This window comes from Hyella patelloides LEGE 07179, from assembly GCF_900659865.1.
In the GTDB taxonomy this organism is placed as follows: domain Bacteria; phylum Cyanobacteriota; class Cyanobacteriia; order Cyanobacteriales; family Xenococcaceae; genus Hyella; species Hyella patelloides.
In genome coordinates this window covers 1-22,324 of the sequence record NZ_LR213794.1, presented here as the reverse complement: position 1 = coordinate 22,324, position 22,324 = coordinate 1, and the positions used below count along the sequence as shown (strand labels likewise).

General features: G+C 37.7%; 19 protein-coding genes, 1 other RNA gene and 1 pseudogene. 11 read left to right on the top strand and 10 right to left on the bottom strand.

Annotation, left to right across the window (positions count from 1 at the left end; translation table 11 throughout):
• Positions 1-409: 409 nt before the first annotated feature.
• Positions 410-1,414: a sulfotransferase family protein gene (locus tag H1P_RS07085; RefSeq protein ID WP_144865518.1), complete on the top strand. Its 1,005-nt coding sequence runs from the start codon at positions 410-412 to the stop codon at positions 1,412-1,414.
• Positions 1,415-1,802: 388 nt separating this feature from the next.
• Here the strand turns inward: H1P_RS07085 and H1P_RS07080 are convergent, their stop codons facing one another.
• The 5 genes from H1P_RS07080 to cdaA all read right to left on the bottom strand — a co-directional run bounded on the left by H1P_RS07080 (position 1,803) and on the right by cdaA (position 7,863).
• The gene (locus H1P_RS07080) at positions 1,803-2,696 is read right to left on the bottom strand and encodes a DUF6492 family protein (RefSeq protein WP_144865516.1); all 894 of its coding nucleotides are present in this window, start codon (positions 2,694-2,696) and stop codon (positions 1,803-1,805) included.
• A gap of 201 nt (positions 2,697-2,897) precedes the next feature.
• Complete coding sequence (gene urtB / locus H1P_RS07075; RefSeq protein ID WP_144865514.1) at positions 2,898-4,058, bottom strand: urea ABC transporter permease subunit UrtB; 1,161 nt, start codon at positions 4,056-4,058, stop codon at positions 2,898-2,900.
• A 98-nt stretch (positions 4,059-4,156) separates the two neighbouring features.
• Positions 4,157-5,473: an urea ABC transporter substrate-binding protein gene (gene urtA, locus H1P_RS07070; RefSeq protein WP_144865512.1), complete on the bottom strand. Its 1,317-nt coding sequence runs from the start codon at positions 5,471-5,473 to the stop codon at positions 4,157-4,159.
• A gap of 692 nt (positions 5,474-6,165) precedes the next feature.
• A complete protein-coding gene (gene uppS / locus H1P_RS07065; protein ID WP_144865510.1) occupies positions 6,166-6,921 on the bottom strand; it encodes a polyprenyl diphosphate synthase in 756 nt (251 codons plus the stop codon).
• A gap of 36 nt (positions 6,922-6,957) precedes the next feature.
• Entirely contained in the window at positions 6,958-7,863 is a 906-nt protein-coding gene (gene cdaA / locus H1P_RS07060; protein WP_144865547.1) for a diadenylate cyclase CdaA, read from the bottom strand.
• Between cdaA and H1P_RS38820 the strand changes: the two genes are divergently transcribed.
• Positions 7,863-7,988: a hypothetical protein gene (locus H1P_RS38820; RefSeq protein WP_281291108.1), complete on the top strand. Its 126-nt coding sequence runs from the start codon at positions 7,863-7,865 to the stop codon at positions 7,986-7,988. The genes cdaA and H1P_RS38820 overlap by 1 nt on opposite strands.
• A gap of 43 nt (positions 7,989-8,031) precedes the next feature.
• Here H1P_RS38820 and lysA read toward each other — a convergent pair whose 3' ends face one another.
• Together lysA and H1P_RS07050 are read right to left on the bottom strand one after the other, a co-directional pair.
• The gene (lysA, locus tag H1P_RS07055; protein ID WP_144865508.1) at positions 8,032-9,441 is read right to left on the bottom strand and encodes a diaminopimelate decarboxylase; all 1,410 of its coding nucleotides are present in this window, start codon (positions 9,439-9,441) and stop codon (positions 8,032-8,034) included.
• A gap of 265 nt (positions 9,442-9,706) precedes the next feature.
• On the bottom strand, positions 9,707-10,156 hold the full coding sequence (locus tag H1P_RS07050) for a TetR/AcrR family transcriptional regulator (protein WP_144865506.1): 450 nt from the start codon (positions 10,154-10,156) through the stop codon (positions 9,707-9,709).
• A 177-nt stretch (positions 10,157-10,333) separates the two neighbouring features.
• Here H1P_RS07050 and H1P_RS07045 point away from each other — a divergent pair, with 177 nt between their 5' ends.
• From H1P_RS07045 to H1P_RS07030, 4 genes and pseudogenes are all read left to right on the top strand, one after another.
• Positions 10,334-10,621 (top strand): DUF3493 domain-containing protein, encoded by a 288-nt coding sequence (locus tag H1P_RS07045; protein WP_144865504.1) that lies wholly within the window; start codon positions 10,334-10,336, stop codon positions 10,619-10,621.
• Between the two features lie 147 nt (positions 10,622-10,768).
• Positions 10,769-11,217: pseudogene (locus H1P_RS07040) on the top strand (NADAR family protein).
• A 5-nt stretch (positions 11,218-11,222) separates the two neighbouring features.
• The gene (locus tag H1P_RS07035) at positions 11,223-13,472 is read left to right on the top strand and encodes a glycosyltransferase (RefSeq protein ID WP_144865502.1); all 2,250 of its coding nucleotides are present in this window, start codon (positions 11,223-11,225) and stop codon (positions 13,470-13,472) included.
• A 119-nt stretch (positions 13,473-13,591) separates the two neighbouring features.
• Positions 13,592-14,575 carry an acetyl-CoA carboxylase carboxyltransferase subunit alpha gene (locus H1P_RS07030; protein WP_144865499.1) on the top strand — a complete coding sequence of 328 codons (984 nt, stop codon included), beginning with the start codon at positions 13,592-13,594 and terminating at the stop codon, positions 14,573-14,575.
• A gap of 18 nt (positions 14,576-14,593) precedes the next feature.
• Here the strand turns inward: H1P_RS07030 and H1P_RS07025 are convergent, their stop codons facing one another.
• Positions 14,594-15,856, bottom strand: a complete 1,263-nt coding sequence (locus H1P_RS07025; protein WP_144865497.1) for an RNA-guided endonuclease InsQ/TnpB family protein — start codon at positions 15,854-15,856, stop codon at positions 14,594-14,596.
• Between the two features lie 597 nt (positions 15,857-16,453).
• Between H1P_RS07025 and H1P_RS07020 the strand changes: the two genes are divergently transcribed.
• Together H1P_RS07020 and folE are read left to right on the top strand one after the other, a co-directional pair.
• Complete coding sequence (locus tag H1P_RS07020; RefSeq protein ID WP_144865545.1) at positions 16,454-17,188, top strand: SDR family oxidoreductase; 735 nt, start codon at positions 16,454-16,456, stop codon at positions 17,186-17,188.
• A gap of 98 nt (positions 17,189-17,286) precedes the next feature.
• Positions 17,287-18,000, top strand: a complete 714-nt coding sequence (gene folE / locus H1P_RS07015) for a GTP cyclohydrolase I FolE (RefSeq protein WP_144865495.1) — start codon at positions 17,287-17,289, stop codon at positions 17,998-18,000.
• A gap of 353 nt (positions 18,001-18,353) precedes the next feature.
• Here the strand turns inward: folE and H1P_RS07010 are convergent, their stop codons facing one another.
• Together H1P_RS07010 and ssrS are read right to left on the bottom strand one after the other, a co-directional pair.
• Positions 18,354-18,572, bottom strand: coding sequence for a hypothetical protein (locus H1P_RS07010; RefSeq protein WP_144865493.1), 219 nt, complete (start codon positions 18,570-18,572; stop codon positions 18,354-18,356).
• 232 nt (positions 18,573-18,804) lie between these two features.
• Positions 18,805-18,987, bottom strand: a non-coding RNA gene (gene ssrS, locus H1P_RS07005) — 6S RNA.
• Positions 18,988-19,111: 124 nt separating this feature from the next.
• Here ssrS and H1P_RS07000 point away from each other — a divergent pair.
• From H1P_RS07000 to H1P_RS06990, 3 genes are all read left to right on the top strand, one after another.
• Entirely contained in the window at positions 19,112-20,032 is a 921-nt protein-coding gene (locus tag H1P_RS07000; protein WP_144865491.1) for an NAD(+) kinase, read from the top strand.
• A gap of 185 nt (positions 20,033-20,217) precedes the next feature.
• Positions 20,218-21,063: an MOSC domain-containing protein gene (locus H1P_RS06995; protein ID WP_144865489.1), complete on the top strand. Its 846-nt coding sequence runs from the start codon at positions 20,218-20,220 to the stop codon at positions 21,061-21,063.
• 442 nt (positions 21,064-21,505) lie between these two features.
• A complete protein-coding gene (locus tag H1P_RS06990; protein ID WP_144865487.1) occupies positions 21,506-22,318 on the top strand; it encodes a DUF3747 domain-containing protein in 813 nt (270 codons plus the stop codon).
• The last annotated feature ends 6 nt before the right edge of the window (positions 22,319-22,324 follow it).

Below are 22,324 nucleotides of genomic sequence, written 5' to 3'. Positions count from 1 at the left end.
CGTGAAAATAAGGAAATTTCTCAGCAGTATAACTGGTTTTAGTTGATTATCTGCGATCTTTATCTGTTAGTGTCGCTCGGCTTAAAATATCAAATTCGATTTATATACAAGTAAAGTTCCCAAGAAAGAACCGATAAGCGATCGATGAAAGGTTTTTTGGTATAAGTTTTATTCTTGCTGGTTAGGTTTATTTTATTTCTTTTACTCAGCTTATCATTTCTGACTCTCCTCAAATTTAGATACGTTTATCCTAGCAATAGAACCAGTTAACTTGACAACACCTTTTTTGATTGACAACCCACTACAATTAGAGTTTGGTTTTTAATTTGCCTTAATTGCTTATCCAATTATTACCTTACTTAATTATAGAATATAATCTATGATAAACTAATATGGAATTTGAGAAGTTATGATACGAAATCAACAAGAGATTATTGAAACAACTGAAAAAGTTCGCTTAGATCCTGTATTTATAATAGGATATAGCAGGTCTGGGACAACAATGCTGCGTTTAATGCTTAATAAACATCCCGAGCTTTTTATTCCCAAAGAATCGGAGTATTTTCAACAAATTCCTAAACAATATCGTAACCGAATTCATCAAATTAAAGATATTGATTATATTCTACAAACTATACCCGACTATTATAGTTCAATCTTAAATAAAGAACATTTTGAGAAGCTTTTAAGAGAAAATCTACCAGGAGATAATAGAGTTTTATTAGCCTGTTTATATAAAGCCTGCGCTATTTCTACAGGCAAAGAAAATGCTCGTTGGGGAGATAAGAAGCCTCAACATTGGCAATTTGTTTATCATCTACAAAAATGGTATCCCAAAGCACAATTTGTTAATATCGTTCGCGATCCACGAGACGTTATTACTTCAATGGAAAAATCTTTACCTGAAAATATTCCACTCAGGCAATTTTTCCCTGCTCATATTATTGTGGCATGGCAGTGGCAATATGTATACAAGACCATGACGGTGCAAGAAAAAATTTTAGGTAATGAGCGTTACTTAAAATTAAGATATCAGGATTTAGTTTCTAATCCAAAGGAAAATTTAGAACAAATCTGTGATTTTCTTCACGAAAAAACGGATTATATTTCTGAAATGCTTAACTTTTATCAGGAAGCAAGAGACCCTAAATTAAGTGATAAGGGAGAACAATTTAGAGGGACAAAAAATCAAGTTAATACACAAAGTATTGGTAACTTTAGAGATTTTTTAAATCAACAGCAAATCGAGGATATTGAATATATTTGTGGTGAAACGATGGCAGAAATGGGACATTCAAAAGTTTCTACTTCTCCCGCTATAGGAAGACGTATTTATCTAAATAGTGTGTGTTATACACTTACTAATCTTTGGAAAGCAGTTCGAGTAAACCGTTTACTTAAAGGAAGTCTCTAATTAGAGTGAAAGTAATTAAAATATCAATAAATTTCCTATGCTAAATTTTGACACATACCAGATACTTTAGTTAACTGTTTAACTGATACTGCGTGGATATAATCTGTGAAGTAAAAAAGAGCTAACAATTGCTTTTGATGGTGAAAACTTAACCCTGGGATGTTTTTTTAAAGCGATCTCTATATTGCTTTAAAGCCTTTATTGATAATAATGAAATGGACATTTCGAGATATTGTCAAGTCAACTAATAAACCAGTATTTTCTTAAAAATAAAGTAATTATTTCCTGACATTAGTAACAATAAATTAAGGTTTTTAGAACAGTAATTTTTAGTCTATTCTCAATAATCTAATTTTAATCAACTTAACTAGATAATACCTTTTATCAGTTAACTGACAATGTCCATCTGTTGGATCAAAGGTTCATACTGTACCACAGGAGTCTTTGATTTACTAGAAATCATGACAGCACAACATTCAGGAGGAATCTCTTGAAAAAACTGTTGCAATTGCTCTTTTTCTAATGGTGTTGTTCCCCAATAATCGTGAGATGGCTTTTGAGAGTCCCAATAATGACCAGAATTTTCTTTGAGTACACGATCGACAAAAATCCCATACAGCATATATTCTGAAAGATTCCAACATTCTGCGATCGCTTTTATCCAAGATTTTTGTGTCACTTTTTCAATGTGTTGATGCAGTTGCAGCACGTTATCTCTTTTCCAAGTAATCAAGTTGCCTACATAACCAATGAAAGGATTTTCTTGATTAACTTCTTGGAATGAAGACAAACCGAGTAAAGCTCCTGCACTATCGCGCCATTGAAGTTGAGTGTCTAGATTAAACAGAGAGGAAGGAAAAATACTTTCCCTAAATAGTCTCACTTTTCCGTTTCGGAAAAACTGTTCAAGATCGAAAGCTCGGACAAAAGTAACATCAGAATCCACAAAAATCAGAACATCTTCTGAGATATGATTAACAATTTCTAATTTAACTACTTGTTGAACTACCCAATTACGAAGAGGTAAAGTTTTCCAGCTAAACCAACCATTCGGAATCACAGGAATTTTTTGAATCCACCAAGGTAAAATAGACTCAACAGTAATGATTGTTCTATTGGAACTTGCTAACTGCTGAAATAATTTTGCATCTTTGCGATCGACAACTATATAGTGATGAATATCAGAAACGGCAAAATTATCGATACTTTTTGCTAAAAGACGACATCTGTCAAAATCTGGTTTGTAACTGGGAGTAATGAAACATGACTTGAATTGAGACATAAATAAAAAAATAATATTTGTGTGTTTTAAATTTTCAGATTAGTTTTGTTTAAAGTCCAATAACAATTGTTTGTTGTTTAAGATTATACTTTTAATGTGAGTTTTACCAGTCAGAGATTACTCCGCCTTCTAACGACGAAGCCTGCTCTGACCGTTGGTCAAACAACCACAAAACAGTAAATCCTCAACAATATAGCTAATTTACAGTTCTGCTGTTCTACCTTTTTGGGGAAATAGCCCCGCAGGTTTGATTTGCAAGAAGCTAATGATTAAAACAAAGACCATTACTTTTGCCATGCTGCTAGTAGCAAAAAAGAGCAAGACATCAACTAAAGGTTTTAAACTTTCTGTGGAACTAAACATTAATGCCAAAGTTCCTGAGCCAATTAAGTAATTGAGAATACCAATGCCTAAAGCAGCAACAATTGTTCCTAAGAGATTTCCGACACCACCAACAACTACTACCATAAAGGTATCAACAATATAACTTTGTCCTGTATTGGGTCCCACAGAGCCAAGCAAACTAACAGCACATCCTGCTACCCCTGCTAATCCTGAGCCAAGGGCAAAAGTCAAAGCGTCTACTGTAGCTGTCGGGATACCCAAACAAGAACTCATTTCGCGATTTTGAGTCACCGCACGAATCTTTAAACCCCAGGTAGAACGATTTAAAAACCAGTAAACTCCGAGTAAACAAACGATAGTTAAAACAATAATAAATAGACGAGCATAAGGCATTTGGAAACCGAAAATTTTCAATCCTCCCCTGAGCCAAGCAGGAGCAGTTACATCGACATTTCTGGCACTAAACCAAGCTTTTGTTAAAACAGGTATTTTATTGAGAAAAAAACCTGTAATGACAGCGAGTCCCAAAGAAATAGGTAATAAAACAGCAATGACCAAATTCCGAATTCTTCCCCAATCAGGACGACGTTTTAAGATGGTCATTCCACCAAAAAAGAACAAACAAAAGACTGCAATCCCAATTACTAATAGCCAGTCAACACTACGAACAAACTGACGCAAAATGAGACTAACACCCCAAGTAGCTAGTAAGGTTTCTAAAGGTCTTCCATAGAGAAATCTAATTACTCCTTTTTCGAGAATTAAGCCAGCGATCGCTGTTATGATAAAAGCAACGGGTATAGCAACAATAATATAAAAACTAAACCAGGGTTCTCCTAAAGGCTTAAATACATCTTGTACTACAAAAGTAGTATATGCCCCTAACATCATTAGCTCTCCGTGAGCGAGGTTAATTACTCCCATCAAGCCAAAAACAATTGCCAAACCCAAAGCAGCAATCAACAATACCGAACCGATACTGATCCCGTTAAATAATCCTTCTATTAGTACTGACACAATTACAGTTAATTCAATTAATTAGATCAAAAATTTAATAATACATATGTCTATTAGGGCGGGACTCTACCCACCCCATAAATCAATTTTCTACTAATTTAGGTTGCTTCAACTTTATACTTACCGCCTTTAGCGGGGTCAGTCCAATCGCAAGCGTAGCCTTTAGTATCTGGTACGTATTGATTCCAAGGTAGAGGAGCCACTGGCCCATCTGTGGAGGATACGATATCAAATAGACCATCATCTCTTACTTGACCAATTCTGACTGTTTTCGAGATATGGTGGTTGGGGAACATTTTAACTTTACCCTCTGGGGCATCAAATTCTTGTCCTACAGCAGCTTTACGTACTGCTTCGATATCGGTAGTTCCTGCTGCTTCTACCGCCTGTTTCCAGAGATAAACCATGATGTAAGCAGCTTCCATAGGGTCGTTAGTTACGCGATCTTCCCCATATTTAGCTTTAAAAGCTGCAACAAATTGGTCGTTTTGAGGACTTTCCACAGTTTGGAAATAGTTCCAGGCTGCATAATGACCTTGAAGATACTCTTGACCAATGGTGCGTACTTCTTCTTCTGCAATACTAACGGACATTACAGGGTATTTATCAGGGTCTAATCCTGCACCTTGCATTTGTTTGAAGAAAGATACGTTGCTATCTCCGTTAAGGCTATTAAAGATGACACCACCATCAGGTAAAGCAGCTCTAATTTTAGTGATAATGGCGGTTACTTCTGTATCTCCTAAAGGAAGATAGTCTTCTCCCACAGTATTGCCACCTTTAGCTTTCAGTTGTTCTTTAATAATATTATTAGCAGTACGAGGAAATACATAGTCTGAACCAACTAAGAAAAAGTCTTTACCTTTATTTTCCAGTAACCAATCTACCGCAGGTTCAATTTGTTGGTTAGGTGTAGCACCAGTGTAAAAAACATTGTTAGAGCATTCTTGTCCTTCGTACTGAACGGGATACCAAAGCATATGCTGTTTGGATTCAAAAACTGGTAAGACTGCTTTACGACTAGCAGAAGTCCAACAACCGAAGATAGTTACTACTTTGTCTTGATCGATTAATTTAGTGGCTTTCTCGGCAAAAGTAGGCCAATCAGAAGCACCATCTTCTTTGACAGGAATAATCTGCTTTCCTAAAACACCACCTACTGCATTAATTTCATCAATAGCAAGCATCTCTGCATCAACTACAGTGGTTTCACTAATTGCCATAGTACCGCTTAGGGAATGAAGAATTCCCACTTTAATACCGTCGCCTCCTGTATCAGCAACGGGAGTTGCATCATCTGTTTCAGAATCAGTCGTTGATGCCGTGTCATTACTGGCACAAGATTTTAACAACATACTGGTAGCCAAACCAGCAGAACCATACAATAAAAACTTACGTCTTCCTAGATTAGACATAATTATCCGTCAACTTTCTTAGATTTACGTGATTTTAACCACTCCACAATTAGAATTTGTGCGAGAGTTATAAAGAAACTTTAATTGTGTTTAAGATTAAAGCTGTGAGGTGTAATTGTACTTTAAGTTACAGCACAATTCAGATTATTTGAGACAAAATAGACTCTGAGTTTATGCGTAGATTGTCTAGTAATAATTACGGAAACCTTAAATTAAGCAAGGGTTAAGGCTTTAGAAAATAGCTCTAAGTAATCAGGGACTAATGTAAAATTTTGTTATAGCGATCGCATATATTGAAGATCGGTTTGTAGTTGGGATAGTTGAGGTTAAATATAGCGCAGCCTAAACCAAAGTATGATATCTAGAAAATTTCTGGATAACATAACATCCCGCATAGGGTGCATATACAGAATTTTGCTGTCTAATCAATAGTTAGAGCGACATATTAAATACTCATTGCCAGAACCATTTTTTACAAGCTTTGAAAGGACTTTACGAAAAATTTTGCCCCAAAGTTATCAAAGAGGGATGATAATTATTTCATTCCCCAATATTGGCAACACTATTTTCGAGCAACAATCTTTGCACCTAGAAGCTCATTTAACAATAGTATGGGCTATTTTTGGCTATTTTTTATTGCTTATTTATTGTCTCTCTTGATTGTTTTTTCTCTTGCCTTTTCAATTGAGAGCTTATATGTTCACTCTTCCAAAGCGACGATCTCTTTTTTGATAAGCCAACAAAGCCCGATGAAATTCACTACGGTCAAAGTCGGGCCATAAAGTGTCTGTAACGTAAATTTCAGCATAAGCCATCTGCCAGAGCAAAAAGTTACTAATACGCATTTCTCCACTGGTACGAATTAGTAAATCAGGATGGTGTAAACCTTTGGTATAAAGATGCTGTTCAAATAAATCTTCGTCGATATCTGTTGCTTGTATGTAGCCCTGTTCCACTTTTGAAGCAATCGCCCTACAGGCTTGCACAATTTCTTCTCGACCACCATAATTGGTTGCTACGGTAAACTGAATACCCGAATTTGCCTCAGTATCTTGCATTGCTTTAGCAATTTCTGATTGCAATGATTGAGGTAACTTTTCTAAATTACCCACAAAACGAATACGGACATTTTCCGCCATCATTTCTTCTAATTCTCGGCGTAAAACTCTTTCAAATAGAGTCATCAAAAATTCTACTTCTTCTGAAGGTCTACCCCAATTTTCCGTAGAAAAAGCATAGGCAGTTAAAGCAGGTACTCCCCAATCTCGACAACAGTATAGGAGATTTTTTAGGATATCAACACCTTTTTGATGACCCATAATTCTGGGTCTTCCTCTATTTTTTGCCCAACGACCATTACCATCCATAATTACCGCTACGTGTTGTGGTAAGCGTTGTAAATCTAAATCTTTAGGTAATTGTTGTAAAGCAATTGGCTCAAGGCTCATGGGTAATTATAAATATGAATATCAATAAATCTCAATTTACTTTTTATCCTGGGGAGTCGGCAGAAATGGCAAGCGTAAAAGACGCTGTAAGATGATTTTGCCTTGAAAACCAATTTTACGACTTAGACGAACCGCATCTGCTTCCACAGTCGGAGCAAATTTCGCTTGTAATAGCTCTTTTAGTTTACTACTGGTTAAGGGTCGATTTAAGATTCCTTTTTCTGCTAAAGAAATTGAACCTGTTTCTTCTGATACTACAATGCAAATACACTTATCAATTCTTTCGGTAACTCCCATTGCTGCACGGTGGCGAGTCCCCAATTGGCGGGAAGCAGTTCTTTCGGATAAAGGTAAGATAGCAGCAGCCGAGACAATGCGAGAACCATTAATTACCACTGCACCATCATGTAAGAGTGTGGAAGTCTGAAAAATAGTTTGCAAGATTTCTTTAGAAACTTCTGCATTTAAGACTACACCAGGAGAGACAAAATCTTCAGCTTCCAGAGAACCAGCAGTTTCTAGTAACATCAATGCTCCTGTCCTATTTTGCGATAACTGCTTGACTGCTTCCACAATTTTTTCTACTGCACTATCAGATTGATAACTAGGTCTTCTGGAAGATTTAAAAATTTGTAAAATTTCTCCCCTTCCCAATTGTTCCAGAAAACGGCGAAATTGGGATTGAAAAATAACTGCCATCGCAACAGCAGCACCAAGAACCAATTTTTCTAGTAAAAATCCTAGTAAAACTAATTGTAATTTTTTGCTGACCACTGTAGCTAGCATGAGGATGATAAAACCTCTGACTGTCCACAGACTGCGACGCTCTCCCTCTCCAATAACTAGGAGAAGGGCATAACTCAAGGCTAAAACAAGAATGAGATCGATGCTATTGGGAAGCCAGGAAGGAATCCTACTAAGGTCAGGAACAAAACCCGACAATGACATTATTTTTGGGGGTTCAGGGACAAATTATTGGGTGTGCAGTATTGAGCGAGATCGCTCGTGGCGAAGCGCAGAGTGCGATCGCCTTGACTAAAATCAATAGCTTGACAATTTCGCTTTAATTTAGTTTTCAGAATCCATGATGATTCTAACCTAGATGCTAACCTAGTTTGCTGAGTTTACCAATCTTTCTGGTAAGCGATCGCGATTAATCAAATGCTGATAGGTTTCTCTTTCTATAATTAAATTAGCTTCCCCTTGGTTAACTACTACGGCTGCGGGTCTGCCAATGCGATTATAGTTGGATGCCATACTGTAATTATATGCTCCTGTGGCTGTAACGACCAAGATATCTCCTGCATCAGTTTTCGGGAGAGTGGCATCTTCGATCACCACATCTCCTGATTCACAGTGTTTTCCTGCTACAGTGACTTTTTCAGTAAAGTCTGCGGACATTTTATTGGCAATGACGCAGCGATATAAAGACTCGTAAGTAATCGGACGAGGATTATCAGACATTCCCCCATCTACTGAAATGTAATTACGAATTTCAGGAACTTCTTTACTACCACCCACTGTATAAGCAGTTACACAAGAAGAACCAATTAAAGAACGACCAGGTTCAGCAATTAACTGAGGTAAAGGCAAATCATAACGCTTACAAGCTTTTTCCACGGCTTCAGCTACGATTTTTACCCACTCGGCGATACTTGGTGGATCGTCAGATTCTGTATAACGAATACCTAAACCACCACCTACATTTAAGGTTTGTATTGGTAAGTTATATTCTTGGGCTTTTTTCAACCATTGAGCTAAGACTTCTGGTAAATCTTGATGAGGTTGAAGTTCAAAAATTTGCGAACCAATATGAGCGTGTAAACCAAGACATTTGATTGCTTTTTGTTGGCTAACAAATTTGAATACTTCCTCTATTTGGTTGGGATCAAAACCAAACTTACTATCTAAGTGTCCTGTGCGAATATATTCGTGGGTATGACATTCAATCCCAGGAGTCAAGCGTAATAAAATCTCTACAGGAGTTTCGCTTTTCGCTGGGGCGATTTCTGTTAAAGTTTTTAATTCTAACCAGTTATCAACAATAATTTTGCAGCCAGTTTCCACCGCAAATTCTAATTCTGTGGCAGATTTGTTATTGCCGTGAAAATAAATTTTATCTGGATTAACTCCTGCTTGCAAAGTCGTATATAGTTCACCGCCAGAAACGACATCAAATCCTAAACCTTCACTGTTAATGATGTTGCATACTGCTAGACAACTCCAAGCCTTAGAAGCATATATTACTAGAGAATCACCACTATAATAATCCTTGAAATTATCGCGGTACTGACGACAAGCTGTTCTTAAAGAAAACTCATCCAAAATGTAGAGAGGAGTCCCAAATCGCTCTACCAAAAGCTGAACATCGCAGCCTCCAATCTCTAGATGATCTTTCTGATTAACTTTTGCGGTTAAAGGTAATAATTGTTGATTGGGAGAAGGAGGATTACTCAAATCATCAACTTGGGGTAAATAACGAAGTCCAGAGTTTTCTAAGCTGCGTTCTGTCGAGAGCATAGTGTTGGTAACTAAATTATATTATGTTTGATTTTATTGAATCGGGTAATAATACCAATTAGAAGCAAGAATGCAACAGATAAATTGTAGTGTAGGCAATAACCACATTACTCTTGAATTGTATTTTATCTATGTGTGGCAAGCATTTTTTGATTTGGTATAAGTTAGCCCATGATACCAGTCTACATGGAATCTTTACTCTAACTAATCTATCCCAGGTAAAATATCCTGTTTCACAAAGACACTACGCGAATAGTTTTGCTGGCTAAGAAGGCGATCTCACGAAGTGAGGCGTTGCACGATCGCATTTAAGTAGCTCCCTTTTTTGTAAATCAACCAACTCTCGGCAAATAATTTGATGCAAAGAATGATAACGTTTTTGATGCTCCCCAGCTAACTTCTTGCGTCCGATCGCATATCCTAGAAAGGCAATCCAAATTTGCCAGCCTTGAAGTCCATCAGGTTTAAGAGGCAATGCTGCTAACATCATTTGATCCAATCTCTCAAGACCTTTTTTACCTTTGATGCAAGCTTCCATATCATTGAAGAGATTTTCAAACACTCGTTCTAGAACAAACAGCGTCAGTTCGTCTTTGTTGCGGAAATAATGGGTAACAACACCCGTGGTAGAACCAAGTTCTTGAGCGATCGCCCTAATACTGATACGATCTAATCCTTCACGTATAATTGTACGTCCTAGCTTTAAAATAGCCATCACGGATGACGAAATGCCTTTTCCGATGCTTTTAGCAGGTTTGCGAAGAATTTTGCTCGGTGTTTAAATCGGAAGTCTCAGAAATTAGTAATTGTCGGATGGGCAAAAATAATAGAAGCAGACAATTTATTAACCCTGTTGATACAATCATTTCAATCAAAATTTTTCCTAAAAACAATGGTAGATTTTTCCGATCGCGATAAGATGCGTCAACAAAAAGCTAAAATATCTCCTGAAAAATATGCCAGACTAAAAGCAGAAGCTAAAGCACCCTATAGAGGATTAAGAAAGTTTTTGTATATAGGTTTTGGCGCATCGGGATTTATCGGTGCATTAACTTTTTTAGCGAGAATTGCAGCAGGACAAGATTTAGCTCGTGATGTGCCAAATTTTGCTTTACAAGTCGGCGTTGTAGCTTTGATGATATTTTTCTTCAGATTGGATCGAAAGAAAGAGAAAAAGTAATTATCAATTCAAAAATAAATAATAGTTAATTAACTGTTACTCGATCGCAAACTCAATAGATAGGGTGTACAATTTTGCAGCAGCCCTACTACTTTTACTCGATCGTAATTTTTCTGAGATATCAGTAATTAATTTAAGCTCAAGGATATGACTATTTATTTCTACAGTGCGCGAGAGCAGCCTTATGGTTGCTTTTCTAACTTCTCGGCTCATGGTTTTGAACTAGATAGCTGTTGGTGGTATACCAGTGAACATTATTTTCAAGCTCAAAAGTTTATAAGTACTAATGTTGATTGGTTTAAGAAAATACAAACAGTTAAAGCTCCCAAGGAAGCAGCTAAAATGGGGAGAAGTCGCAAATATCCTCTGAGACAAGATTGGGAACAAGTAAAAGATGACATCATGTATCAAGCAGTCTTGAGTAAATTTCAAACCCATCAAGATATCCAAAAAATTTTACTAGATACAGGGGAACAATTAATTGTCGAAAACTCCCCCATAGATTATTACTGGGGCTGTGGTAAAGATGGTAGTGGAAAAATAAATTAGGCGAAATATTAGTACAAGTAAGAGTAGAAATTAAGCAGAATATTTAAGAGATATGCAACAAGCAAAAGCAAAAACCATACAGCCGAAAATAGCTACTTTAGTTTTATTGGGAATTATTTTTTTAGCTGCTATTGTAGCTTTGTTATGGGCTGCGGGAGTAGGACAAATTGCAGATATTTTTGCTTACTTAAACTCATTACAGCAACAACCACCTATGTGGGTAGAAGCCCCTATGGTGATGAGTCGTTTTTTACTTGCTCCTACTGTTTTTTTCTTTTTAATAGCTATTATTATTACTAAAGTTTCTCCCGAACCGCAAACATGGTCTAGAGCCATAGTAATTGCTATTTTATTGGGTTTAACTATTTACTATGTTTCATGGCGATCGCTTTCTACTTTAAATCTTAGTTCTCCTCTTAATGGAACTTTTAGTATTGCTTTATTTTCTCTAGAGATGTTTACTCTTTTTAATAGTAGTTTGCAGCTATTTTTGATGTTACGAGTTAAAAATCGTCAAAGAGAAGCAAATAGTGTATCAGTACAAGTTATTGATGGTACTTTTAACCCTAGTGTTGATATTTTAATTCCCACTTATGATGAACCAGCTTTTATTTTAAAACGGACTATTATTGGTTGTCAGGCAATTGATTATGGCAATAAAACAGTTTATTTATTAGACGATACTAGAAGACCAGATATCGAACAGTTAGCAGCAGAATTAGGTTGCGAATATCGGACTCGTCCCCATAACGACCATGCTAAAGCAGGAAATTTAAACTATACTATCCCTCATACTAAGGGAGAGTTTATTGTTATTTTTGATGCAGATTTTATACCTACCAAAAACTTTTTACATCGTACTTTAGGCTTCTTTCAAGATAAAACAGTGGCTTTAGTGCAAACTCCTCAAAGTTTTTATAATGTCGATCCTATAGCTCGTAATTTAGGCTTAGAAGATATTTTAACTCCTGAAGAAGAAGTATTCTATCGCCAATTACAACCGATTAAAGATGGAGCAGGTAGTGTAGTTTGTTCGGGAACATCTTTCCTTGTCAGACGCAAAGCTTTAGAATCTATCGGTGGTTTTGTTACTGATTCTTTAAGTGAAGATTACTTCACAGGAATTAGATTATCAGCGAAAGGTTATCGTTTAGTTTATCTTGATGAAAAATTAAGCGCGGGATTAGCAGCCGAAAATATATCTGCCCATGCTACCCAAAGATTACGTTGGGCAAGAGGTACATTACAAGCCTTTTTTATTAAATCTAACCCTTTAACAATTCCTGGCTTAAATATTCTACAAAGATTAGCTCATTTAGAAGGTTTATTACATTGGTTTACTAGTATTGCTAGCGTCTTTTTCTTATTGATGCCTTTAGCCTATGCTTTCTTAAATATTATTCCTATTAGGGCTACTACAGATGAAATTTTATATTTCTTTTTGCCCTATTATATTATCCAAATAACAGTTTTTTCTTGGTTAAATTATCGATCGCGTTCTGCTATTCTTTCAGGGATTTATGGTTTAGTATTAGCTTTTCCTTTAGCTTTAACAGTAGTTCAAGTGATTCTTAATCCCTTCTCTAAAGGTTTTAAAGTAACACCTAAAGGGACTAAAAGCGATCGCTTTAATTTTAACTGGAAATTAGCCTTACCCTTACTTGTACTATTTACTTTTACTGCCTATAGTCTATGGGCTAATTTAAGTGCTTGTTGGATAGCTGAAATGAATGGTGAATATACTTATAGCTTAGAACACGTGAGAGGATTAGGCTTGGGTTGGATTTGGAGTAGTTATAACCTGATTACTATTGGTGCAGCACTATTGATTTTATTAGATGTACCTAAACCAGATTTGAATGAATGGTTTAATCTCAGAAGAACGGTAAAAATTAAAGTAAAAGAAATCACAAACCAAGATTTTTTTGGGATTACCACACTTATTTCTGAAGTAGGTGCTGATATCTCTTTAACTCAAGCAGAAATTCCTCGCTTAAGTAAAGGAGAAACTATTCCTATTGAGCTAACAATTCTTGAAGACAATATTATTTTATCAGGACAGATAACTAATGTTAGTCCCTGCGAAGATTTCTTAAAAGCTCATATCAAATTTGACCCCCTAACCCCAGAACAACAAAGACAGTTAGTGACTCTTTTATTCTGTCGTCCTGGTCAATGGAAGAAAAAAAATACCCCAGGAGAACTTGCTTCGGTATGGCTCTTATTTAAAATTTTATTACGACCTAAAGTTTTATTTGACCGCAATCCTCAAATTAATGCCATTAAAGTAGCTCAAATATGATTGAGTTGTTATTGATTAGTAGTATATAAATATTAAAAATGCAATATTTTCATAAACGATTACGTAATAGAGCATAATAAGAAACTGTTGGTACTCTCTCTTGAAAAAAATTACGAGCTATGCCCAAAACAGAGCGCAGAAACTTCTTATTGGATTTTGAAAAGCCCTTGTGTGAGCTAGAAGCACGAATTCAACAAATTCGAGAATTAGCTGATGAAAACCAAGTAGATGTTTCTGAAGAAATCGCTCAACTAGAAGCTAGAGCAAATGTTTTACGCCAAGAAATATTCAGTAGCCTCACCCCTGCTCAAAGACTGCAACTAGCTCGTCACCCTCGTCGTCCCAGCACTTTAGATTATATTCAAGCCATTACTGAGGAATGGATCGAACTACATGGCGATCGCGGAGGTTCTGACGATCCTGCTTTAGTCGGTGGTATAGCAAGGCTTAATGGCAAACCAGTAGTCATGTTAGGTCATCAAAAGGGTCGAGATACCAAAGATAATGTAGCTCGGAATTTTGGTATGGCAACCCCAGGAGGATATCGTAAAGCTCTGCGTCTGATGAATCATGCTAACAAGTTTGGAATGCCGATCGTTACTTTTATCGATACCCCAGGAGCTTGGGCGGGGGTTGATGCGGAAAAATTAGGGCAGGGAGAAGCGATCGCTTATAATTTGCGACAGATGTTTAGTTACGATGTCCCCATTATCACTACCGTAATTGGTGAAGGAGGTTCTGGGGGAGCATTGGGTATTGGTGTGGCAGATCATCTTTTCATGTTTGAACATTCTGTTTACACCGTAGCTAGTCCCGAAGCCTGTGCTGCTATTTTGTGGAAAGATGCGAAAAAATCAGGACAAGCAGCCTCAGCATTAAAAATAACCTCCAGGGATTTAAAAGAACTTGGTTTAATCGACCGAATACTTACAGAACCTGCCAGTGGAGCGCATTCAGAACCTTTAGAAGCAGCAGCTACTCTAAAACAGAATTTGCGGGAAAGCATCGAAAAACTTTCTGCGATGACCCCAGAAGCAAGAAGAAAGCTACGCTATAGCAAGTTCCGCCAGATGGGGATCTTTGAACAAGGGGAAATCTCGTGACATCCTCCCGACGCTGACCTAGCGGTACAGCGCGGGCTTCCCATTATCACTAATGGGCATTGCTCCCCTGGAACGCCACTTACCTACAACAAAGTTGCCCGACAGTACGACTTGAGAGCCAATTTCTGGCTTTTCGGGAGTCCCCCGATACGTTTCTTGTCCTCTGTTACAAATTTCTTGTCCAGAGGCTATATCTCTATCCACAACATAACCGCATTCATTACACTCATGTAGTCTGACACTCAAATCTTTTCTGACTTCGGTACGACAATTAGGGCAAGTTTGACTCGTTCCACGATGGTCTATCCGACCCACAAAGACATCTCTCTTTCGAGCTACATATTCTAGTATGTCTCTTTGCTTGCCGAAAGCAGCATCAATCGTATGCTTGCCCAGCATTCCCTTTGCCATTATGCGAAAATCACAATCTTCTACATAGATTGTGTCTGCCATGTCGCAAAGCTTATGGGCTAGTTTGAATTGATAATCAGTGCGTTTGAATGCTATATGGTTATGTTGTTTGGCTACTAAAGAGCGAGCTTTCTCATAGTTTTTCCCTCGTTCCTTTTTTCTTGACAGACGCTTTTGTAGCACTTTCAGCCGACTGTAGGCTGTCTTGAAAAATTTAGGTCTAGGTTCGGTATATCCATCGCTTGTTGCTATGTATGAGAGCAAACCGACATCAACACCAATTGCGTGACCATGAGGGATAGGACTCTTGAGCTCGAAATCCGATTCGACAGCTACTACAGCAAACCAACCCATTGCCTTTTTGACTACCCTAACTTGCTTGACAACAAAACCGACCGGAATCGGTCTGTGCAAGTTGATTTGTACTTTACCCAGCTTAGGCAACTGAATAGTCCAGTCGCTAAGTGGATTAGATTTGAACTGGGGAAATAGCATTGACTTCATTTGCCCATACTTTTTGAAGCGACAGAAGCCATAGCCTCTAGCTCTAAATGAATCCCAACTGTCATGCAGTCGTCTGATATTGGTTTGTAATACCTGAGACGGCACTGTCTTTAGTCGTGGAAATTTCTTTTTAGCTTTTGGTAAGTTGTTTTGTTGTTGGTGGTAGCTAGGAAACGGATAGTCCGCAGCCATGATATATTCAGATTCCAAACTACATCTATCGATTGGACATTTGCGAGAGGCAATCCAATCTTTGAGTTCTCGCAGTGCATAGTTATAAGACACACGGCAAGTTTCTAACCACTCATTAAGTAGTTCGATTTGCTGCGCGTCTGGGTATATGCGGTAGCGGTAGTTTAGTATCATAAGATTATTCTACCACTAAAAAATACAAGTGGTAGAATGTATATCTGCAAGGCATCGAGCCTCTTGATATACTTAAGGGAGTCCATGGATGAGGGGCTGTCTTCTGGGGTTTTCCCAGAAGTTTATACGCCCCGTCCCGACGCTGATTCAAAGAATACAGCGCGGGACTTATAGCTCCCTCAAACTCCCTCAAATGTTAAAAAAAAGCTGTTATTTTCATCCCAAAAAAACTTTGTTTCAAATTAACAATATGAGAATGCTATAATTGCCAAGGAAACATTTTGTTACATTTTAGTGAACATTACCCCACCTTGGTATGACCAGGTTTGCGTTCACCTAGTTAATGTGCAACGTTTTCCAGGTTGATCGGCATCTTAACTATTGTTTTAAACAGACTTGCAGTAACAGTATTGGTAGTACATCGAGAACACCAACCTATAGAAAGCTTATTTTATTTGCTATCACACATCTTTGGCAGATTCAACAAGAATCAGTCACTTGATATCATGGGGCGGAAGAAAGCTAAGTACCAAATTAGCTCTTTTGCTGCTGTATTTTACTGCTCTCCAGTCAAACATCCAAAAGTCAATTAGAGGCATGGAAATAAATCCACCCCCAAAATCACTAAGAGCAATTATTACTGGCGCAAGTAGCGGAATTGGTAAAGCAACAGCATTAGCTTTTGCCAAATCTGGTATCGATCTTGCCCTTGTAAGTCGCTCCTCAGAAAAACTTGAAGCTGTTGCCAATGCAGCTAGAGAAGTAGGAGTAGAGGCAAAGTCTTATGCTGTAGATTTAGCCGAAGTTGCCACAGTTAAACAAAAAATTTCAGCGATTGCCACAGATTTCGGTGCAGTCAATGTTCTAGTAAATAACGCTGGCATGGGTTACACTAATTCCTTAGAAAATACTTCCTTGGCAGACTGGCAGCAAGTAATTGAGCTTAATCTTACTAGCATCTTCCAATGCATACAAGGAGTCTTACCTTTAATGCGGAAAAATGGCAAGGGAACAATAATTAATGTAGCTTCCATCGCAGCTAATAACGCTTTTCCTGAATGGGGTGCTTACGGCGTTAGTAAAGCAGGAGTAGTTGCATTAACGAAAACACTGGCGATCGAAGAAAGAGCTAATGGTATCCGCGCTGTTATTGTTTCCCCTGGAGCAGTCAATACTCCAATTTGGGATACAGATACAGTAAATGCAGACCTCAACCGAGAAGCCATGCTAACTCCAGAGATTGTGGCTCAATCTATTCTCCACACAGTTTTATTACCACCACAAGCGGTAATAGAAGAAATGACCGTAATGCCCAGTGGAGGGGCTTTATAAACAAATCTCGATCGCTATCTTTTTTAGTAATTTGTTAACGGTCTTGTAATCTTATATCAATCGCAATCCGCAAGAGTTTTACTCACAATTCTTTTATTATGACACAAGTTTTTTCCAACGGTTCTAATTCTTCTATTAACAGTAATGGACTAAAATCTAGTCTGCGAGAGCAGGTTTCTAGTAGACCAGATCGTAACACTCATGATGGCAAAGAAGCTGTAATTAATGCTACTTCTGAAGCAGCTAAAGAAAAAATGATGGATGCTGTCAAAGTAATGTTGGAGTCCGTCGGCGAAGATCCAGACAGAGAAGGTTTACTAAAAACTCCTAAAAGAGTAGCGGAAGCGATGCAATTCCTTACTCAAGGATACAATCAATCTTTGGAAAAACTAGTTAATGGTGCAATCTTTGATGAAGGACACAACGAGATGGTACTGGTAAGAGACATTGATTTTTTCAGTCTCTGCGAACACCATATGCTACCTTTCATGGGTAGGGCGCACGTCGCCTATATCCCTAGTCAAAAAGTAGTAGGTCTAAGTAAGCTGGCGAGAATTGTTGAAATGTATGCTCGTCGCTTACAGGTACAAGAACGTCTTACCCGTCAGATAGCAGAAGCCATTCAAGAAGTATTAGAGCCTCAAGGGGTTGCTGTAGTTATGGAAGCGACTCATATGTGTATGTCGATGCGTGGAGTGCAAAAACCTGGCTCTTGGACTGTTACCAGCGCGATGTTAGGTGTTTTCCAAGATGAGCAAAAAACCCGCGAAGAATTCTTAAACTTAATTCGCCACCAACCTAGCTTCATGTAAATAAAGTAAGTAGGCTACTGATTAATAATTACTTTTAATTGGGTTGAAATACACTTAACCCAATTTTTGTTACTTTTAATTTGTGAATTTATTTACAGCATCAAACATAAAATAAATAATACCAATATTATTTATTTCATACATCCTCGCGCGTTCCTAAGTCCGCGACATTTGAGGGCGAGGGACTCGCTTTGTACCCTGTGCTTGTCCAATCGCGCTGTTGAGGTCTCCTCAAAGGCTTGCCCTAAAGGATATCGCTCCCCTAAAGGACTTCCTTTAGGGCATATGACGGAAGTTTGCGAGGGTTCCTCGTGTCGTGGTCGCTCCCCAAATCACCAACGTCTAAATTTTAATTAGCAAATTTCTAAATCCCAACTGGAGGTAAATTGAATTTTTCCTTCTTCTACTAATTTCCAAGCGGTTTCTTTAAGAGTACGATGAGATAGCCCCTGTTGATCGGCAAAACGAGCTTCTAGCTCTTGAAGACTCATTGGAGTTTGGTGTTCGTGTAATCTCTTCAATAACCAAGATGTGGTTTGTTCTGCTTGTTGTGGTAAAGTATCGATGCTCATGATGATGAAAATATCTTGCGGGCGACTATCTAATATACTCTACATATAGTGTTATTGACTGCTTTCTATAGAAATTATGACACTACCTATAGCTTTTATTATTATGCCCTAAGTTTGAGAAAAAATGTACTTAAATAAAAATTAAATTAGTTAAGTTGCCCAATTTATAGTTTTTTAACTTGCAATAAACAAATAAAAACCCCTCCACTAAACAATAGAGAGATTTTATGAATAGTTAACCGCTACGCCGTCTTACCGTAGTTTACGACCTGGTAAAACCAGGTGGGTACTCGCGAGTTAAATGTCTATTTCCGAGTCCAGGCTCGGTTTACTTTCAAAAAACTCAAGCGAATGCCCTAATAAATCAAGCATAGATCATAAACTATGCCAGCAGTCACCAACGTAGTAGCATAACTTTTTCTATCTTAATGAGTTTTAAATTTTTAGCAAGGGGTTGAAGTAAAAAATAATCTTATCTGCATAAAGCTGGCTTTTTTTCCGCGATAAAATTCAGAGAGAAAATCTTATCATGAGTTTCCGTGGAGCTAAAGCACGTAATTATCGCTTATAAAGCAGGACACGATACTAGCAAGCAGTGGGCAGATAGATGTGCTCAAGAGCTAGAAAGCCTTGAATGTCAGGTCTTAATGGGCCCTAGTGGAATTAAAGATAATCCTTATCCTGTATTTCTGGCTTCTTCCACTAGCAAGATTGATTTGGCTATAGTTTTAGGAGGAGACGGTACTATTCTGGCAGCAGCGAGGCATCTTGCTCCTGAAGATATTCCTATTTTGGCAGTTAATGTGGGAGGTCATTTAGGTTTTTTGACTGAACCTTTTGATTTGTTTCAGGATACGGCAAAGGTTTGGCAACGTTTGGAATCAGATATTTATGCCGTACAAAGACGAATGATGTTGTCGGCTCAATTGATTGAAGGCGATCGCAATAATTTTGCAACAGTTAGCGAAAGATTTATTTGTCTTAACGAGATGTGTATCAAACCTGCCAGTATCGATCGAATGCCTAGTTCTATCTTAGAAATGGAGGTAGATGGAAAAGTGGTCGATCAGTATAGTGGTGATGGTCTACTGGTAGCTACTCCTACTGGTTCTACTGGTTATACTGTTTCTGCTGGTGGCCCTATTTTGCATCCAGGAATGGAAGCGATCGCTGTGACTCCCATATGTCCCCTGAGCTTATCTAGTAGTTGCCTTGTTTTGCCTCCTGCTAGTGTGGTTAGCGTTTGGCCTTTAGGAGATTATGAGGTAAACACAAAACTCTGGACTGATGGAGCTTTAGCTACTAGGGTTTGGCCAGGACAAAGGGTCATGATCGGTATTGCGGATTGTCAGGCAAAATTTATTCTCTTGCGAGAGAGTTACTCGTTTTATCAAACTATTCGCGAAAAACTACAATGGGCGGGAACAAGAGTTCACTATAAAAGAAATGGTCAAGGCTAATTAGCGAGAAATGACGCAGGATCAATTGTGAAATAACAAGTATTATTAACTGATAACTAAATATTGGTGGACGATTTGCAATTTATGCCTTAAAAAACATAAAGTAAAGGTTATTTTTTGCCACTAATTATTGGAATTGATGGCTTGCAAGTATTTTCCGAACTTTTTGCTAGTTAAATAAAAAAATGATTGTTTCCGAACTTTGCATCTATCCGATTAAATCCTGTCAGGGGATTCAACTCAAAACGGCCGAGGTAACTGCTAAAGGTTTCTTGTGGGATCGGGAAATGATGTTGATTTCTCAACGGGGTAAATTTCTTACTCAAAGACAATTCCCTCAACTAGCTAGGGTTCAAGTGCAATTAGTTGATGATTCCTTGACATTATCTATGTCTGATAATAGTTTAGAACCATTAACTTTTACTCCTATTTTGCGAGGAGAAGAAATCGAAGTAGAAATTTGGCGAGATCGCACTATTGGGATCGATCAAGGAGATCTCGTTGCTCAATGGTTTCATCAGGTATTGGAATTGGACAATACTAAAAAATGTCGCTTGGTGAGACAATCACCCCAATATAAGCGCAAAGTACAGCACAGACTTTCTGGGAATCACGAAAATACTGTCAGCTTTGCTGATGGTTATCCTTGCTTATTAACGACTACTGCTTCTTTAGCAGAGTTAAATCGCCGTATTATGGATACCTATCAAGATTCTTCTGAGATTGTCTCTATGGATCGTTTTCGTTCTAACATAGTTGTCGAAACTGAAATTCCTTTTGATGAGGATAATTGGAAAAGAATTCAGATCGGAGAACTTGTGTTTGCAGTGGTTAAGCCTTGTAGTCGCTGTATTATTCCTACTGTAAATCAACAAAATGGCGATCGCAATAAATTAAAAGAGCCTTTGCGAACTTTAGGCACATTTCGTCAGTTCGGAGAACAAGGAGTCATGTTTGGAGAAAATATGATTCCCCTCCATCCTGGGACGATTTCTGTTGGCGATCGCTTACAAATCTTAACAGTTAGATAAGAGAGCAGATAACTGTTCGAGTTACTGGGGGCTGGGAAAAAGAAATTAAAAGTATTGTTTCTGAGGATAAAACCACTGTTCTTCTATGTGGACAAGGTTTAATCGATCGAACAAACGTTTCTTCAATCAGGAATTTTTGACAAACTCCCGAAGCTCTAATTTTACCTTTAACTATCAAAATCATGATAAATACTCATTTATACTCTTTTTTAATTTGATTGACGATGGTTTCCTAAAAATAAATAATTTATTACAAAAATTTTAAAAAACAGTAATAATACTGAACTCAATTGTTGATTGTTCGGATTATAGTTCAATTATTAGCAGCAAAATTGTTTACGACCAAAAACGTTTTGGGAATAAATACTTAAGAGCTTATTTCTGTGTGAGAAGTGAATGGCGAGCTATGTCTCCTAGATAATACTTAAATCATAGGAGAACCATGAAACCTTCACAATTATTGAAACTCTTGTTAGCAGCAGGTACTATTAGCAACTTTTTTCCTTCATCTTCTGTACTTGCATCATCTTTTGGTGAAACGGAAGTAAATCATCGTCAGTTTGCAGTGGTAGCTGCTCCTTATCGTCATGGTTATAATCTTTTAATTCTCGAACAAATGCCAGGTCAAAGACCATGCTGGAGTGAAACAGGAAGTAACCCTACTGTTATTGAACCTTTGTTTCTAGAGTTTGATTTTACCAATGCTTGTGTAAGAAGTGCTGATAGTAATAGCTATTCAATTCGTTTTGAAGGCGAAGATTATGGCTTAGATTACTTACTAAATGTTGTTGAGAGAGAGGGCGAATTGCATTTAGTTGGTACTCCTCGCGATTCTAGTAAACCAGAATTACATATTGGTAAGACTAATGGTTTAAGTTCGGGTTCTTTGAAAATTCAGCTTAATTCAGAATGGCATTTGACTAAACGGACTTATCAAGGAAATCCTACAGAACACGTTTATCTCAGCAATACGTCTGATTTAGAAGAGCAACTTGTTAGTCAATCAGTTTCTAGCAATGAGGCTAGTAATCATGAGGCTAATAATCAACAGTCAACTAAACCATTAAACAACGATCGACAGCCAGCAGGAACTGTCTATCAGCAGCCAGTAACTTATCCCGTACAACAGCCAGTAGGAACTGTCTATCAGCAGCCAGTAACTTATCCCGTACAACAGCCAGTAGGAACTGTCTATCAGCAGCCAGTAACTTATCCTGAAATACCTCTAAACATTAACTATCAGCAAAATAAATAGCAGTAA

Bases quoted from the DNA above. Each gene is read 5' to 3' on its own strand.
- H1P_RS07085 (WP_144865518.1), top strand. From the start codon at position 410: ATGATACGAAATCAACAAGAGATTATTGAAACAACTGAAAAAGTTCGC.
- H1P_RS07080 (WP_144865516.1), bottom strand. From the start codon at position 2,696: ATGTCTCAATTCAAGTCATGTTTCATTACTCCCAGTTACAAACCAGAT.
- urtA (WP_144865512.1), bottom strand. From the start codon at position 5,473: ATGTCTAATCTAGGAAGACGTAAGTTTTTATTGTATGGTTCTGCTGGT.
- uppS (WP_144865510.1), bottom strand. From the start codon at position 6,921: ATGAGCCTTGAGCCAATTGCTTTACAACAATTACCTAAAGATTTAGAT.
- H1P_RS38820 (WP_281291108.1), top strand. From the start codon at position 7,863: ATGACATTATTTTTGGGGGTTCAGGGACAAATTATTGGGTGTGCAGTA.
- lysA (WP_144865508.1), bottom strand. From the start codon at position 9,441: ATGCTCTCGACAGAACGCAGCTTAGAAAACTCTGGACTTCGTTATTTA.
- H1P_RS07050 (WP_144865506.1), bottom strand. From the start codon at position 10,156: ATGGCTATTTTAAAGCTAGGACGTACAATTATACGTGAAGGATTAGAT.
- H1P_RS07045 (WP_144865504.1), top strand. From the start codon at position 10,334: ATGGTAGATTTTTCCGATCGCGATAAGATGCGTCAACAAAAAGCTAAA.
- H1P_RS07035 (WP_144865502.1), top strand. From the start codon at position 11,223: ATGCAACAAGCAAAAGCAAAAACCATACAGCCGAAAATAGCTACTTTA.
- H1P_RS07030 (WP_144865499.1), top strand. From the start codon at position 13,592: ATGCCCAAAACAGAGCGCAGAAACTTCTTATTGGATTTTGAAAAGCCC.
- H1P_RS07025 (WP_144865497.1), bottom strand. From the start codon at position 15,856: ATGATACTAAACTACCGCTACCGCATATACCCAGACGCGCAGCAAATC.
- H1P_RS07020 (WP_144865545.1), top strand. From the start codon at position 16,454: ATGGAAATAAATCCACCCCCAAAATCACTAAGAGCAATTATTACTGGC.
- folE (WP_144865495.1), top strand. From the start codon at position 17,287: ATGACACAAGTTTTTTCCAACGGTTCTAATTCTTCTATTAACAGTAAT.
- H1P_RS07010 (WP_144865493.1), bottom strand. From the start codon at position 18,572: ATGAGCATCGATACTTTACCACAACAAGCAGAACAAACCACATCTTGG.
- H1P_RS06995 (WP_144865489.1), top strand. From the start codon at position 20,218: ATGATTGTTTCCGAACTTTGCATCTATCCGATTAAATCCTGTCAGGGG.
- H1P_RS06990 (WP_144865487.1), top strand. From the start codon at position 21,506: ATGAAACCTTCACAATTATTGAAACTCTTGTTAGCAGCAGGTACTATT.